This window comes from Caballeronia catudaia (genome assembly GCF_001544755.2).
GTDB lineage: Bacteria > Pseudomonadota > Gammaproteobacteria > Burkholderiales > Burkholderiaceae > Caballeronia > Caballeronia catudaia.
Genome location: NZ_FCOF02000016.1, coordinates 49,233 through 64,715 on the forward strand (window position 1 = coordinate 49,233; position 15,483 = coordinate 64,715).

At 65.8% G+C, this 15,483-nt stretch carries 15 protein-coding genes; 6 read left to right on the top strand and 9 right to left on the bottom strand.

The annotated features are described in order from the left end of the window. Window positions 1–7: 7 nt before the first annotated feature. Both AWB75_RS18525 and AWB75_RS18530 read left to right on the top strand, forming a co-directional pair. Complete coding sequence (locus AWB75_RS18525) at window positions 8–928, top strand: LysR substrate-binding domain-containing protein (protein WP_061125541.1); 921 nt, start codon at window positions 8–10, stop codon at window positions 926–928. A gap of 85 nt (window positions 929–1,013) precedes the next feature. Next, complete coding sequence (locus tag AWB75_RS18530; protein ID WP_061125542.1) at window positions 1,014–2,264, top strand: MFS transporter; 1,251 nt, start codon at window positions 1,014–1,016, stop codon at window positions 2,262–2,264. Between the two features lie 94 nt (window positions 2,265–2,358). Here AWB75_RS18530 and AWB75_RS18535 read toward each other — a convergent pair whose 3' ends face one another. From AWB75_RS18535 to AWB75_RS18565, 7 genes are all read right to left on the bottom strand, one after another. Next, on the bottom strand, window positions 2,359–3,591 hold the full coding sequence (locus AWB75_RS18535) for an MFS transporter (RefSeq protein ID WP_061125543.1): 1,233 nt from the start codon (window positions 3,589–3,591) through the stop codon (window positions 2,359–2,361). Continuing rightward, window positions 3,588–4,790 carry a YbfB/YjiJ family MFS transporter gene (locus AWB75_RS18540; RefSeq protein WP_061125544.1) on the bottom strand — a complete coding sequence of 401 codons (1,203 nt, stop codon included), beginning with the start codon at window positions 4,788–4,790 and terminating at the stop codon, window positions 3,588–3,590. The genes AWB75_RS18535 and AWB75_RS18540 overlap by 4 nt, the downstream gene beginning before the upstream one ends. Before the next feature lie 109 nt (window positions 4,791–4,899). After that, window positions 4,900–5,823: a LysR family transcriptional regulator gene (locus tag AWB75_RS18545; protein WP_061125545.1), complete on the bottom strand. Its 924-nt coding sequence runs from the start codon at window positions 5,821–5,823 to the stop codon at window positions 4,900–4,902. Between the two features lie 91 nt (window positions 5,824–5,914). After that, complete coding sequence (locus tag AWB75_RS18550; RefSeq protein ID WP_061125546.1) at window positions 5,915–6,331, bottom strand: organic hydroperoxide resistance protein; 417 nt, start codon at window positions 6,329–6,331, stop codon at window positions 5,915–5,917. 51 nt (window positions 6,332–6,382) lie between these two features. Further along, window positions 6,383–6,655, bottom strand: coding sequence for a hypothetical protein (locus tag AWB75_RS18555; RefSeq protein WP_061125547.1), 273 nt, complete (start codon window positions 6,653–6,655; stop codon window positions 6,383–6,385). Window positions 6,656–6,692: 37 nt separating this feature from the next. Then, window positions 6,693–6,914, bottom strand: coding sequence for a DUF4148 domain-containing protein (locus AWB75_RS18560; RefSeq protein ID WP_061125548.1), 222 nt, complete (start codon window positions 6,912–6,914; stop codon window positions 6,693–6,695). Window positions 6,915–7,120: 206 nt separating this feature from the next. After that, window positions 7,121–7,648 (bottom strand): thioredoxin family protein, encoded by a 528-nt coding sequence (locus AWB75_RS18565; RefSeq protein ID WP_061125549.1) that lies wholly within the window; start codon window positions 7,646–7,648, stop codon window positions 7,121–7,123. A gap of 20 nt (window positions 7,649–7,668) precedes the next feature. Here AWB75_RS18565 and AWB75_RS38580 point away from each other — a divergent pair, with 20 nt between their 5' ends. The 4 genes from AWB75_RS38580 (at window position 7,669) to AWB75_RS18585 (ending at window position 12,366) form a co-directional block, all read left to right on the top strand. Further along, window positions 7,669–7,995 (top strand): hypothetical protein, encoded by a 327-nt coding sequence (locus AWB75_RS38580; RefSeq protein WP_235012155.1) that lies wholly within the window; start codon window positions 7,669–7,671, stop codon window positions 7,993–7,995. Continuing rightward, on the top strand, window positions 7,982–8,725 hold the full coding sequence (locus AWB75_RS18575; RefSeq protein WP_061125551.1) for a response regulator: 744 nt from the start codon (window positions 7,982–7,984) through the stop codon (window positions 8,723–8,725). The genes AWB75_RS38580 and AWB75_RS18575 overlap by 14 nt, the downstream gene beginning before the upstream one ends. Next, window positions 8,722–10,053, top strand: coding sequence for a sensor histidine kinase (locus AWB75_RS18580; RefSeq protein WP_061125552.1), 1,332 nt, complete (start codon window positions 8,722–8,724; stop codon window positions 10,051–10,053). The genes AWB75_RS18575 and AWB75_RS18580 overlap by 4 nt, the downstream gene beginning before the upstream one ends. A 309-nt stretch (window positions 10,054–10,362) precedes the next feature. Next, window positions 10,363–12,366: a glycoside hydrolase family 28 protein gene (locus tag AWB75_RS18585; RefSeq protein ID WP_061125553.1), complete on the top strand. Its 2,004-nt coding sequence runs from the start codon at window positions 10,363–10,365 to the stop codon at window positions 12,364–12,366. Between the two features lie 15 nt (window positions 12,367–12,381). Here the strand turns inward: AWB75_RS18585 and AWB75_RS18590 are convergent, their stop codons facing one another. Both AWB75_RS18590 and AWB75_RS18595 read right to left on the bottom strand, forming a co-directional pair. Continuing rightward, window positions 12,382–13,695, bottom strand: a complete 1,314-nt coding sequence (locus tag AWB75_RS18590; RefSeq protein ID WP_061125554.1) for a c-type cytochrome — start codon at window positions 13,693–13,695, stop codon at window positions 12,382–12,384. A gap of 10 nt (window positions 13,696–13,705) precedes the next feature. Then, a complete protein-coding gene (locus tag AWB75_RS18595) occupies window positions 13,706–15,481 on the bottom strand; it encodes a GMC family oxidoreductase (RefSeq protein ID WP_061125555.1) in 1,776 nt (591 codons plus the stop codon). Window positions 15,482–15,483: the final 2 nt, after the last annotated feature.

Below are 15,483 nucleotides of genomic sequence, written 5' to 3' on the forward strand. Positions count from 1 at the left end.
ACGCCACATGCCCCAGCGCCTGCCACCGCTCAACGCCCTCCGCCTCTTCGAAGCCGCCGCGCGCCATCGCAGTTTCAAGCTCGCCGCCGCCGAGCTCAACGTCACGCCCGGCGCCGTGAGCCACGGCATCGGCGCGCTCGAAAACATGCTCGGCGTCGAGCTGTTCGTGCGCGAGCCGCGCGGCCTGTCGCTGAGCGCCGCCGGTGAACACTACCTTCCGTACATCGCCGAAGCGTTCTCGCTCATCGCCATCGGCACGCGATCGCTGCCCGACCAACGCACGCGCCGCTCGATCTCCATCACCTGCGCGCCGACGCTCGCCGCCCGCTGGCTCGTCCCGCGCCTCGCCGATTTCCGCGCCCGCTGGCCGAACATCGACGTGAGTGTCGACACCTCGCGCCGTCAGGCGGGCTTTCCCGTCGATGGCTTCGATTTCGGCCTGCGCCTGTCGCGCGGCCCGGTGGACGGCGCGTCGTGGCAGCGGCTTTTCGGCGAGCGGCTCGTGCCGGTGTGCAGCCCCGCCTATCGCGCGATGCTGACCGGCGCAGACGGCAGCGCCGATCTCACGCGCGCGACGCTCATCCACGTCGACACCGCGAGCCAGGACTGGCAGGCGTGGATGGACGGCGCGGGCATCGACGGCCTCGATCTCCACGGCGGCCTGCGTTTCGATACCGTCCAGCTCGCCTTCGATGCCGCCGCGGCCGGGCTCGGCGTCGTCATCGGGCGGCGGCCGCTCGTCGATCGCGAGCTGACCGCGGGCACGCTCGTCGAAGCGTCCGCGATGCGTGTCGAAACGCAAACCGCCTACTGGCTCTGCGAAACGCCGCAAGCGAGCGCCCGAGCGGATCTCGTCGCGTTCCGAAACTGGCTGATCGAACAGGCGGCGGGTTTCGTCGAGAGCGACGAGGAACGCCGTCACGGTTGAACTGCGCTCAACCGTCCGCGAAAACTTTTCGTTTGCCAGCACGGACGTTCGCCTGCGACGATGACCGCAAGGAGGAACACGCGCCATGTCGACCCTTTCCCCAACGACGAATCCGAGCCGCGCGACGGCGTGGGCGCTCATCGCCGCCGCCGCGCTGATCCTGAGCGCCGCGATGGGCGTGCGACAGACGTTCGGGCTTTTCATCGGGCCGTTTTCCTTCGATCGCGGATTGCCCGTCACCCTGATCGCCTTCGCGATCGCACTGCACAACCTGGTGTGGGGCTTCGCGCAGCCGTTCGCGGGCGCCGCGGCCGACCGCTACGGCGCGGCGCCCGTCGTGGCGACCGGCGCGGCCACGTTCGCGGCCGGACTCGCGCTCGCCGCCGCCGCGACCTCGGGATGGATGCTCGTGCTCGGTCTCGGCTTGCTCGTCGGCATCGGCATCAGTTGCACGAGCTTCGGTGTCGTGCTGGCGACGGTCGGGCGCGTCGCGTCGCCGCAAACCCGCAGTGTCGCGATGGGCCTCGCGAGCGCGGGCGGCTCGCTCGGCCAGGTGCTGATGGTGCCGTTCGCGCAGGAAATTCGCGTGCATGCAGGCGTGCCGGCGTCGCTTTATGCGCTTGCCTTCATGCTGCTGCTCGCCGCGCCGCTTGGCATCGTGCTCGATCGCGCGAGCCGCCGGCGGGGTGTGGCGACGTCATCGCACGAAACGCAACCCGCGACCATGCCGCTGCGCGAAACGCTGCGCTTTGCGACGCGTCACCGCGGCTATCGGCTGCTGACGCTCGGCTTTTTCTCGTGCGGCTTCCAGCTCGCGTTCATCGCCACGCATTTGCCGGGCTATCTGATGCTGTGCCACATGCCGGTCGGGCTCGGCGCAACGGCGCTCGCGCTCATCGGCCTCTTCAACATGATCGGCAGTTGGGGATGCGGCTGGCTCGGCGGACGCTGGCGGCAGCAGCATGTGCTCGCGTGGCTCTATCTGATTCGCGGCGGCGCGATCGCCCTCTTCGTACTCCTGCCGACGACGAGCGTCTCCGTCGTCGTCTTCGCCGCCGTGATGGGCCTGACCTGGCTCGGCACGGTCCCGCTGACCAATGGCCTCATAGCGAAGGTGTTCGGCACGCGGCATCTCGGCACGCTGTTCGGCGTCGTGTTCCTGAGCCATCAGCTCGGCTCGTTCCTCGGCGCGTGGCTCGGCGGTTATGTGTTCGACACGACCGGCTCGTACTCGCCGATCTGGGGCGCGACGGCCATCGCGGGGCTCGTCGCGGCGCTGCTGCACTTTCCTATCGACGATAAACCGGTCACCGAGGAATCGCTCGCGGTGGCGTGACACGCCGGATCAGCGCCTCATCAGCCAGCTCCGCAGCAGACCCGCTACCGTAGGTTGCATGCCTCAAGCAAACCTTAAACCGCGCATGATGTCGTTATCGCGTGCGCGCCCAGTGCGCGAGACCCGCACACGCGATCAGCAGGCTGCCCGTCACGAAGAACACGGCGTGCAGCCCGAACCACACGCCGATCTGCCCGCCGATCACCGGCCCGATGACCTGCCCGCTGAACTGCGCCGATTGCAGATAGCCGAGCATCTGCCCGCTGCCATTTTCATCGACGGCGCCGCGCGCGAGCTTCGCGATCGAAGGCAGCAGCCCGGCGAGCGTCATGCCCATCAGCACGCGCAGCGCGGCAAGCTGCCACCACTGATGCACGAACGCTTGGGGAATCATCGCGATGCCCGTGAGCACCAGACATCCGACGATCACATTCCAGCTTCCGATGCGATCGGCGAGCGCCCCGAGCCGCGCCGCCGTCAGCATGCTGCCGAGCGCGGCGCTGGCCATCACGACGCCCGCGATGCGCGCCACGCGATCCGCAGACACGCCCAGTCCGCCGATATAAACGGTGATGACCGGCTCGATCGACATATTGGCGAGCAGCACCATCATCGCGGTCGCGAGCAGCGCGGCGACAACCCCATAGTTCGTGCGATGCGCCCGTGCCGACACCGCATTCATCGCGCGCTGGTTCGCATCGCCGCGATGAAAGTCCTCCTTCACGAGAACGATGGTGAAAAGCGCGGCCACCGCGATCATCGCCGCGCCCGCGAAGAACGTCCCGCGAATGCCGATCAGCCCCGGCAGCAATCCGCCAATGAGCGGACCGGCGAGATTGCCCGCGAGCGCGCCCGTCGAGAGAATGCCGAGCGCCCACCCTGCCCGTTCGCGCGGCGCCTGCGTGCCGATCATCACCGTCGACGCCGACGCGTAACCGCCGAGCAGCCCCGCGAGCAAACGCAGCGCGACCAGTTGCTGCACCGACTGCGCGACGCCGATCAGCGACATCACGACGGCCATGCCCAGCGCGGCGCGCACGAGCATCGGCTTGCGGCCGTACCGGTCCGCGAGACGCCCCCAGAGCGGCGCGGTGACGGCGGTGCCGAGAAACGTCGCGCTGAACGCGACGCCCGACCATTCGATCACCGCCGCCTGCGACTCGACGCCGAGCTGCCGCACGTACAGCGGCAGGAACGGCAACAGCATGCTGAGGCTCACGAGCGTCGTGAAGGAGCCGAACACGCACACGGCGAGATTGCGCCGCCAGTAGTGCTCGTTGCGTTCGGCGTAGCCGCGCGGCATCGCCGTCTGGATGACATGACTCATTTCGACCTCAATGCGACGAACAGATCCACGGCGAGCGCGACTGCGAGCGCGACTGCGCCGATGGCGAACAGCAGGCGATAGTCCCCGCCGCTGTTCGAAAACAGAAACGACAAGCCATACGCGGCGAGCGCCTGCAGCACGGCGAATCCGGTCGTCGCGGTGCTCCACGCGCCCTTCTGCGCGGCCGGATGATGCGCGAGCAGTTCGTTCACGCGTCCGAGCACGAGCGGCACGATGCCCGGCGTGAATGCGCCGACCAGCACGCTCGACACCATCAGCAAACCCGTGTTCGATGACACCGCCGGCAGCGCCACGGCCGCCAGTTGAAGCAGATACGCGACCCGCAACGCAGGCCCGAAACCCGCGCGATCCGCGAGATGACCGGCGAGCAACGGACCGGCAATCGCGCCGAGCCCGTACAGCACCCAGAATTCAGCGCCTGCATCGACGCCCTTGCCGAGGCCGCGCGCGACGAAATCGACGAGAAAGATCATGTGCGGCACGAGACCGACCGCATTCAGCGCGTATTCGGCGAAAAGCGCGCGCAACGCGGGCGGCGCAGGCGCTTTCACGTGCGTGTGCGCATTCGCTTGCGCAGGACGCGGCCCATCCTGCGGCGGCCAGCCGTTCCACGCGACGAGCGTCAGCAGCAGCGACACCGCCGCGAGGCCGAGCCATGTCTCGGTAAGCCCTTGCCGCAGCAGCAGCGGCACTATCGTGCCCGACGCGGCGATGCCGAGCCCGATGCCCGTGAAGATCGCACCGCTCGCGAAACCGCGGCGTGACGGCGCGACATGCGCGATGATCGTCGGCGCGGCGAGCACCATCAGCGCGCCGCCCGAAATGCCCGACAGAAAGCGCCACGCGAAGAACCACAGAAACGAAACCGGAAAGGCGCACGCGACGAACGCAGTCGTCGCGAGGACCATCATCGCCCGCAGAACGCTGGCGGCGCGTGCGTGCCGCGCGAGCAGGCCCGCCGCGAGCGCGCCCGCGAGATAACCGCCGAGATTGGCCGCGCCGAGATAAGCCGCCGTCGACGCAGGAAACCAGTGCGCGCCGATGATCGCCGGCAATAGCGGCGTATAGGCAAAGCGAGCCAGCCCGATGCCGACGAGACTCGCGCTCGCGCCCGCGAGCACCCCGCGCCAGATTGGGAACGTTCCGCCTTCCGATCGATTCAAGACTGCGTATCGCATACTGCCTCCGCTGCTGCATCGGGCGCGATGTACGCGCCCGTCCATGAAGGGCAGTCTATATTCGATCGAATCAAGAGAGAATCGACGCGAACCGGAAGTCAATCTTCCGCTAGGCGGCCGAATCGAGTTGAAGTTGTCTGAATTGCCGCCGCAGGCGCGGCGTGGCGAAATCGACGAATGCGCGCACTTTCGGCACCGAAAGACGTCCGTGCGGCGTCAGCAGATGCACCGGCAACGGCGCATGCTCGCTGTCCGTCAGCACGATTTGGAGCGACTTGTCCTTCACTTCCTTCGCGACATGATAGGAAAAGAGCCGCGTGAGGCCGTGGCCATCGACGGCCGACGCCACCGCCGCCCGCACCGTATTCACGATGAAGCGCGGCGCGAATTGCACGACTTGCGGAATCGTCGAGCCGCCCGATGTCGGAAAGCTCCATGAATCGAGGCCGAAATGCGTCATCGAAATGATGCGATGCTGCGCGAGATCGGCAGGCTTGCCGATGCGCGGATGCTTCGCGAGATAGCGCGGCGACGCCGCCACGACGCGACGCACTTCGCCCACGGGAATCGCGATCAGCGTCGAGTCCGACAGATGCGCGATGCGCAGCGCGACATCGATGCCTTCGTCGATCAGGCTCACGGGCCGGTCGAGCAGTTGCAGGCGCACGGAGACCGCGGGAAAGCGCGCGCGAAAATCGTCGAGCAGCGGGCGCAGCAGGTCTTCGCCGGCGGCGACGGGCGCGGTGATCGTCAGAAGGCCGCGCGGCGCGGCGCGCTCGTGCGCGATCAGCAAGTCGGCTTCTTCGAGATCGGTGAGGATGCGGCGGCACGCGGCGGCGTAGCGCTCGCCCGCTTCGGAAAGCCGGATCGTGCGCGTCGTGCGATGAAGCAAGGCCGTGCCGGTATGTTCTTCGAGAAAGGCGATCGCGCGGCTCACGGCGGCGGGCGAGCGGCCGAGCCGCCGCCCCGCGCCCGCCAGGCTGCCTTCGTCCAGCGTGGCGATGAACACCTTCATCGCGTCGATTCGGTCCATGTCGGCTCGGGCTTCGCCAAGGTCGATGAAGCGCCCAGTCTACCGGACGGAATCGCCGGACCGAATCGCCGGAGCGCGGCGATGAAACGCGTCAGACCACCGAGATCGTCACGTCGATGTTGCTCTTCAGCGCCTTCGAGTACGGGCAGGTCTGATGCGCCAGATTCGCGATCTCTTCGGCCACCGCGCGCTCGATCCCCGGCAGGCTCACGTTCAGCCGTGCACGCAGCAGATACGCTTCGCCCGCCATGCCGAGATCCACTTCCGCATCGACGGCGGTGTCGGCGGGCAGCCGCGTCTGCAGCTTCGCGGCGGCCTTGCTCATCGCGCCGATGAAACACGCGGACCAGCCTGCCGCGAGCATCTGCTCGGGATTGGTGCCCGCGCCCGCCGATCCGGGCGGCGACAGCTTGACGTCGAGACGGCCATCGGTGCTCTTCGCGTGGCCTTCGCGGCCTCCGACGACGCGGGTTTTGCCGGTGTACAGGACGGTGTCGATCTGGGTCATGATGAATTCCTCGTGGTTCGTTCGAAAGGTGGATTGACTTAATGGATTGACTCAGTGATGCGCGAAAAGCTTGACGACGTCGTTCGTCGCTACACTGCGCGCGCCCGATTGCGAGACGGTGTCGCCCATGCCGCCGTACGCTTGCATCGGCATGGCGGCGCTTTCGCTGGCGATGGTCTGCGCGCTCACGCCGCGCTGCGAGGCGGGCGCACCCGCGAGCGGGTCGTAGTGCGGCGCGGGGCCGTAGCCGCTGCTGGCGAATGCGGAGCCGGCTGCGACGGCGCTGACGGCGATGACTGCGGCGGTGACGAATTGCTTGATCATGATCGGTCTCTGTGTCGTGGGTCGATGAGGGTTCGAATCAGCTGCCTTGATAGAGGCTGCGCAAAGCGGCGATCTGGCCGTCGCGTTGCGCCTGCACCAGTTCTTGCCTGACTTCGGCGCGGGTCTTGCCGGCAGACGCGTGGTTCGCGACGGCCTGCTGCGTTTGCACGTCCACCGGGTTGTGGTTGGTCATGGCGGCATGAGCGACGCCGGTCATGGCGCTGGCGACGAGAGCGAAAGCAACGATCGTGGATTTCATGGTGTTTCTCCTTGGGCGGATCAATCAGTCTGTCGAATGGGTTTCTGCACTGCGGCCTTCGCGGTGTTCGCTTTGCGTTTCACTCGCCGGCCGTCGTTGTGTGTATTTGAAGGCTTGCAGGTATCTGGCATGTGTCCTGAAACCGGGTGCTGTGCAATGTTTTGTATCGCGTGCGTTCCAGATACATTGCGATACGAAAGCCCGGCTCAGCGCTCGGCCAGCAGCTTTTCGATGGCCGCTTCGGTCTGCGCGTAATCGCCCTCGCCGACGTGCGAATAGACCACGCGCCCGTGCTTGTCGATGAGATAGAACGCCGGCCAGTACTGATTGCCGTATGCCGCCCACGTCGCGTAGCGGTTGTCCTGCGCGACCGGATACGTGATCCCGAAACGCTCGACGGCGCGCTTCACGTTGTTCGTGTCCTGCTCGAACGGAAACTCGGGCGTATGCACGCCGACCACGACGAGCCCTTTGTCACTGTATTTCCGATGCCACGACTTCACGGCCGGCAGCGTGTTGATGCAGTTGCCGCACGCGAAGGTCCAGAAGTCGACGAGCACGACCTTGCCGCGCAACTGCGCGAGCGTGAGCGGCGCGCTGTTGATCCACGTATCGATGCCGGCGAATTCCGGCGCGGCGTGCGTGTTGATGTCGGCGCTGGCGCTTGCGGGCGCGACGGCGGCGCACGCGGCCAGTCCGGCGCATGCGGCGGCTTTCCTGATTGCAGCAAACATGATGAAGTCCTCTCGATGCGGTGAAAAAAGCCGACGTTCTCATCGGCATGACCGCATTGGACTGCTTGCGCGTATCGCGCTTGTGTCGGCGAAAGGGCATTGCGCAATGTTATGTATCGTGCGGCATGCGAGATACACTGCGATACAAAACCCCCGCCGAACCGCGCTATAACGCAGTCATCGGTTATCAGCGGGAGCAGGACATGAAGCGCATGCTGGCAGTGCTCGCCTTCCTCGCAGGCGGGATAGCGACGGAATTGGCTCATCCGGTTCAGTGTCTGCTGGTCAGCGCGAGCCGGGTGCAACTCAAGCGTCAACGACAACGATCCATCGATGGAAACCACTGATCACGTATTGATCGTCGACGACGATCGCGGCATTCGCGAGCTCCTCGCGGAATACCTCGAAAAGAACGGCATGCGCGTGTCGCTCGCGGCGAACGGCCGGCAGATGCGCGCCGTGCTCGAACAGCAGGGCGCGCCCGATCTCGTCGTGCTCGATCTGATGCTGCCTGGCGAAGACGGCCTCGTGCTGTGCCGCGAACTGCGCTCGGGCAAGTTCCGCGATGTGCCCGTGCTGATGCTCACCGCGCGCAACGAGGAAGCGGACCGCATTCTCGGCCTCGAAATGGGCGCCGACGATTACCTGCCGAAGCCCTTCGCCGTGCGCGAGCTGCTCGCGCGCATCAAGTCGGTGTTACGCCGCACGCGCATGCTGCCGCCGGGCATGGAGGTGAGCGAGTCGTCGCAGATGCTCGGCTTCGGCGACTGGCGACTCGACACCACCGCGCGCCACCTGCTCGACGCCGAAGGCACGATGGTCGCGCTCTCGGGCGCGGAATATCGACTCTTGCGCGTGTTTCTCGACAATGCCCAGCGCGTGCTCACGCGCGATCAGTTGCTCAACCTGACGCAGGGCCGCCAGGCCGATGCGTTCGACCGCTCCATCGACCTGCTCGTGTCGCGACTGCGTCAACGTCTGCGCGATACGGCGCGCGAGCCGCGCTACATCAAGACGCTCCGCAGCGAAGGCTATGTGTTCTCGGCCGAGGTCAAACCCATCGAGTCGTCCCAATGAGCACGGTTTCATCGACTCCGTTGCTGCACTGGCCGCGCACCTTGTTCGCGCGGCTCGCGCTGATCCTCGTCGTCGGATTGGCGCTGGCGCAGACTTTCTCGTTTCTGCTGACGATGCGCGAACGCGACGACTCGATGACCAACGTCATGGTGGGTTACGTCGAGCGCGAGGTCGCGAGTTCGGTCGCGCTGCTCGATCATCTGCCGCCGGACGAACGCGCCGCGTGGCTGCCGCGGCTCGCGCGGCGCAGCTACGAGTTCATTCTCGGACCGGGCGACACGAACGGCGCGCCGCCCGACGCCGCGCTCTCGGAACGCTTCGCGCGTTCGATCAGCGATGGCATCGGCAAACGCTATCCGGTGACCGTCAATGCGGTGCCCGGCCACAAGGAACGCTTTCAGGTGCATCTGAAGTTGTCGGACGGCTCGCCGCTCACAATCGACATGCGTCCGATGGTCGGCACGCCGCTGTCCACCTGGCTGCCGCTGGTTCTCGTGCTGCAACTGATCGTGCTGGGCGCATGCTGCTGGCTCGCGGTGCGCCTCGCCACCGGCCCGCTCAAGCAACTCGCGAGCGCCGCGGACACGCTCGGTCCCGATCTCAAGGCCGAGCGCCTGCCGGAATCCGGTCCGGAGGAAGTCGCGCGCGCCGCGAAGGCGTTCAACGCGATGCAGGATCGCGTCTCGCTGTACATGACCCAGCGCATGCAGATTCTCGCGGCGATCACGCACGATCTGCAGACGCCGATCACGCGGATGCGCCTGCGCGTCGACACGATGGACGACGAAAAGGCCGGCGCGAAGCTCCAGCAGGACCTGAAGGAGATGGAATCGCTCGTGAAGGAAGGCGTCACCTATGCGCGCACGCTGCACGGCACGAACGAAGCACCGCGGCGCATCGATGCGGACGCGCTCTTCGAAAGCATGGTCGACGATTATCTGGATGCCGGCCAAAGCGTGACGCTGAGCGGCAGCATCGGCGGCGCGCTGATGGCGCCGCCGCAGGCGCTCAAACGCGTGGTGGGCAATCTCGTCGATAACGCGATCAAGTATTCCGGTGCGGCGGAAGTCGAGGTCGCTTCTCGCGCCGATGGCCGCGCCGTGATCGCCGTGCTCGATCGCGGGCCGGGCATCCCGGCCGAATCGCTGGAGGCGGTGTTCGAGCCGTTCGTCCGGCTCGAAGGCTCGCGCAACCGGCAAACCGGCGGCACGGGCCTGGGTCTCGCGATCGCGCGACAGCTCACGCTCGCGATGGACGCGTCTCTCACGCTGCATCGGCGCGAAGGCGGCGGGCTGGAAGCGCGGCTCGTGCTGAAGAAAGCCGCTTAAATACGATGTCCGATATCTGTACGCAACGTGCACCGGTGCAGACCGGCGTACACGTAAGTCCCGCTTGACGTTCGACCGTCAACTCCGCTAACGTTTGCAGCACGACGCGCGGACCACGCGCGCATGAGAATATCGCTGGAGACGCCATGCCCCGCCGCAATCAAGTCATACGACATCGTTTATTTGAGCGTTGCCTCGCGCAATCGCCGCACTGAGTCTTCCCTTTTCCTCCGCTTCGAACTCAGGCCGGACGTTCTCACGTCCGCGCGCTCGCACGCATCCATAAATCCGTATCAGGGAGACATTTCGATGAAGCAACCGAAACACGCATCCGCTGTGCGCTCGGCCGCGCGCCGCACCTTCGTGAAATTCGCGGGCATTTCGGCGGGCGCACCGCTCATCGGCGCGATGGGAACGCTCGGCGTGCTGGCCGGCTGCGGCGGCCACGACTCCGGCTCCGGCACGCCGCCGCCGCCCGCCGCGCAAGATCCGATCTGGGGTCCGTCCGGTTCCGCGACGCAGATCGTCAACGCGCTGCAAAGCGTATCGACATCGATGTTCCCGAGCCGCCAGTTTCCCGTCACCGATTACGGCGCAAAGCCCTGCGCAGTCGTCGCGGTGGCGAACCCGTACACCGATCCGGCTAAGTCGCCGCTATCCACCGGCGCGGACCAGACCAATGCGCCCGCCTCGTTCGATTCTCGCCCGGCGTTTCTCGCGGCCATCGCGGCGTGCAACGCAGCGGGCGGCGGTCACGTCGTCGTGCCGGCGGGAACGTGGTACTGCGCGGGCCCGATCGTGCTGCTGTCGAACGTCGACTTTCATCTGAGCGCGAACTGCACGATCTACTTCAGCCCGAATCCCGCCGACTACGCGAAGGACGGCCCCATCGATTGCGGCGCGAACGGCAAGCTCTTCTACAGCCGCTGGCAGGCGAACGATTGCCTGAACTACGGCCCGCCGGTTTATGCGCGCAACCAGAAGAACATCGCGGTCACGGGCGAAGGCGACACCTCCGTGCTCAACGGCCAGGCGATGACGCCCTTCGCCGGCAGCGGCAACACGGCGACGTGCTGGTGGACATGGAAAGGCAATAACGGCGTGTATGGCTGCGTGAACGCATCGACGCCGTCGCAGGCATCGCTCAATCCGAACAACGTCGATCTGAAAACGGCCGTGCCCGGCATCGCCGATGCGCTCTACGCGAAGCTCACCGATCCCGCCACGCCGTGGCAGCAGGATCAGAACTATCTGCCCGCGCTATCCGAGGCGGGCGTCGCGATCGAGAAACGCGTGTTCGGCATCGGTCATTACCTGCGGCCCTGCATGGTTGAGTTCATCGGCTGCACCAACGTGCTGATGCAAAGCTATCGCACGAACAACACCCCGTTCTGGCAGCATCATCCGACCGATTGCCAGAACGTCGTGATGCGCGGCGTGACCGTCGACAGCATCGGCCCGAACAACGACGGCTTCGATCCCGACGCATGCGACACGGTGCTGTGCGAGAACGTCACGTTCAATACCGGCGACGACTGCATCGCGATCAAGTCGGGCAAGGATCTCGACACGCAGTACGGCCCGGCGCAGAACCACGTCATTCAGAATTGCACGATGAACAGCGGCCACGGCGGCATCACGCTCGGCAGCGAAATGGGTGGCGGCGTGCAGAAAATCTATGCGCGCAACCTGCAGATGCTCAACAAGTTCTGGGCGACGAATTCGCTGAACATCGCGATTCGCATCAAGACGAACATGAACCGCGGCGGCTTCGTGAAGGATTTCTACGTGGACAACGTGACGCTGCCCAATGGCGTGAGCCTCACGCCTTCGGGCTATGGCAGCAGCCTGCTCGCGGGCAGTCCGATCAACGCGACGGTGCCGCTCGGCGTGGCGACGGCGAGCGCGGCGAATCCATCGGCGGCGCAGGGCGGCATCATCACCTTCGATTGTGATTACCAGCCGTCGAAGGACGCGATCCGCACGCGGCCCGCGCTCGTGCAGAACGTGAATATCTCGAACGTGAAGGCGAGCAATGTGACGCTGAACAGCGCGACGGGATCATGTTTTCAGGCGATCGTCGCGCAGGGGCCGGTCGCGTTCGACTACAACGGCCCCGCCCCCACGCCCGCGATTCCCGCGATCACCGGCGTCACGATCACCGATTGCGATTTCGGCACGCCGGTCGCGGCCGGCCCCGCGTCGGCCACCGCGCCCGGTCCGATCTACGCCTACAACGTGCACGACATCACGTTGAAGAACACGTTGATCGCCGGCGTTGCGATGAACACGACAGTCAGCGACGCGCGCTGATTCGTCGTGTATGCGTCAGCCGTTCTCGGGCCGCGTCGGCTGCGGCCTGGCGCCGGTCACGTGGCGCAGCGTTCTGACCTGATCGGCCGTCACCGCCGGCGCGCGATTGCCCCAGCTCGAACGCACGAAGGTCAGCACATCGGCGATATCGCGGTCGGTCAGGCGGTTCGCGAAGCCGGGCATGCCGTAGTGCGTCGGCGCGGCCTTCGTCCACGGCATCTGGCCGCCCTTCAGCACCAGCGTGATGAGTGAGCTCGGATCGTCCGAATTCACCACCGTATTCAGGCCCAGCCGTGGGAACGTGCCGCCGTAACCCGCGCCGCTCGTGCGATGGCACGCCGCGCAGTTGTCGACATACGTCAGCGCGCCATTACCCGTGTCGGTGCCGGCGCGCAGCCTGAGCGCGGCGGCATCGTCGGGCTTCAGCGCCGGTTCCGCTGCGCGCACGGGAGACAGCGTCTTCAGATAAAGCGCGATCGATCCGAGGTCCGCGTCGCTCATGTGCTGCGTGCTGTCCTGAACCACGTCCCTCATGCCGCCGAACGCGGCCGAATGCGCGGTGCGTCCGCTTTTCAGGAAGGCCGCGATGTCCGCCTCGCTCCATGCGCCAAGGCCGTCCTTCGTGTCGCCGCGCAGGCTTTTCGCGAGATAGCCGTCGACCGTGCCGCCCGACAGATACAGCGGGTTCGCGTCGGTAAGCGCCTTTTCCTGCAAGCCGATGCCGCGCGGCGTATGGCACGCGCCGCAATGCCCGAGCCCTTCGACGAGATAGCGCCCGCGCGCGGCGGAGTGATCGGCGAGCGGCATGTCGTCCGCGACGGGCGCCGGCGCGAACATCATGCGCCAGAAGCGCAGCGGCCAGCGCATCGAGAGCGGCCACGGAATATCGGTCGCGCGGTTGGGCTGCGAAACCGGCTGCACGCCGTTCATGAAATACGCGTAGAGCGCCTTCACATCGGACGGTCTGACCTTCGCATACGACGCGTAGGGCATCGCGGGATAGAGCGTGGAGCCGTCCCTGGCGATGCCCTGGCGCAGCGCGCGGTCGAAGTCCTCGAGCGTGTAAGCGCCGACGCCCGTGTCCTTGTCCGGCGTGATATTGCCCGAATAGATCGTGCCGACCGGCGACGCAATGCCGAGCCCGCCCGCGAACGGCTTGCCGCCCTTCGCCGTGTGGCACGCGGCGCAATCGCCGACGCTTGCGAGATAGCGCCCGCGTTCGATCAGTTGCACATCCACGCTGCCCGATGCAATGGCGTCATGCGTGACCGCCGAACCCGCGACGATCAGCGCCGACATGAACGCGGTCGTGAGTTGCCTGAATGTCATCACCGTCTCCTCAAGCCTGCACCAGCGGAGCCGGCTGCTTCAGATACTGTTCGCGGATCGCCTTCGCCGTGTGGAAGGCGAGCGCGGCCACGACGCCCGTCGGGTTGTAGCCCATGTTCTGCGGAAACGCGGACGCGCCCGTCACGAACACGTTATGCACGTCCCAGCTCTGCAGATACTTGTTGACGACGCTCGTTTGCGGCGATGAACCCATGACCGCGCCGCCCGTCGTGTGCGTCGACTGATAGGCGCGCGTGTCGTAGTGGTCGCCCTTTTTGCGGATCGCCTTGAAGTACGCTTCGGGCTTCATCGCCTTCGCGACGCTTTCCATGCGATCGCCCATGTAGCCGAGCATCGCGTATTCGTTGTCGTGCCAGTCGAAGGTCATGCGCAACAGCGGCAGTCCATGCGCGTCGCGATACGTCGGGTCGAGATCGAGACAGGCGTCGCGATACGGCATGACCGAACCGGAAATGCCGATGGTCATATAGCGCTGATAGGCGTCGACCACGCCGTCTTTCCACTTGCTGCCCCAGGCGGGCGTGCCGGGCACCGTGGGCGTCATGTTGATCGGGCGCCCGCCGTACATCACCTGGCGAATGCTCGCACCGCCGAGGAAACCGAGCGGGCCGTGATCGAACTGGCCGCCGTTCAGATCGTCCAGCGCGACGCCGCCCGCGCCCGTGCCGATGAACGGATTGAGCTGCGTGCCCTTCGGCAGCAGCACGTTGATGCCGCCGTTCATCTGATACGCATAGTTGCGCCCGACGACGCCCTCTCCCGTCTTCGGGTCATACGGCTTGCCGATGCCCGACAGCAGCAGGAGACGCACGTTGTGCATCTGGAACGCCGCGACGATCACGATATCGGCGGGCTGGATGACTTCGCGGCCTTGCGCGTCGATATAGCTGACGCCCGTGGCGCGCTTTCTGTCGGAATCGAGCAGCACCTTGGTCACGTAGGCATTCGTGCGCAGCTCGAAGTTGGGCTTTTTCAGCAGCACCGGCAGGATGGTGGTCTGCGGCGACGCCTTCGAATACATGTAGCAGCCGAAGTCTTCGCAGAAACCGCAGAAGTTGCACGGGCCGAGGCGCACGCCATACGGATTCGTGTACGGCTCGGACGCATTCGCCGCCGGCGCCGGATAGGGATTGAAGCCCGCTTCGCGCGCGGCTTTCTCGAAGAGTTGCGCGGAGAGCGAGTTCTTCAGCGGCGCGGTCGGATACTCGCTGCTACGAGGCCCTTCGAGCGGATTGCCGCCCGGCTGGATCGTGCCGTTGAGATTGCCCGCCTTGCCCGATGTGCCGAACACCTTCTCGGCGAACGTGAAATGCGGTTCGAGCTCGTCGTAGGTCACGCCGAAGTCCTGAACCGTCATGCCTTCGGGAATGAATTTCTTGCCATAGCGCTCTTCATAGTGCGAACGCAGCTTCAACTCTTCCGGCAGGATGCGATAGTGCATGCCGTTCCAGTGGAAACCCGCGCCGCCCACACCATTGCCGAGCAGGAAGGAACCATGCTGACGATACGGCACAGCCAGATCGTCGACCCCGTGACGGATCGTGACCGTTTCGTTGGCCAGATGCTGAAACAGCTTGCCGCGCCGCACGTGGGCCAATTCGTCGATGACTTTCGGATATTCCGCGTCCGTCGGCGTGTCGCGCATTGCGCCGCGTTCGAGCGCGACGACATCGAGCCCCGCATCGGTCAATTCCTGACCCAGAATCGCGCCGGTCCAGCCGAAACCCACGATCACGCAATCGACTTTTTTCTTTTGAATCGCCATGA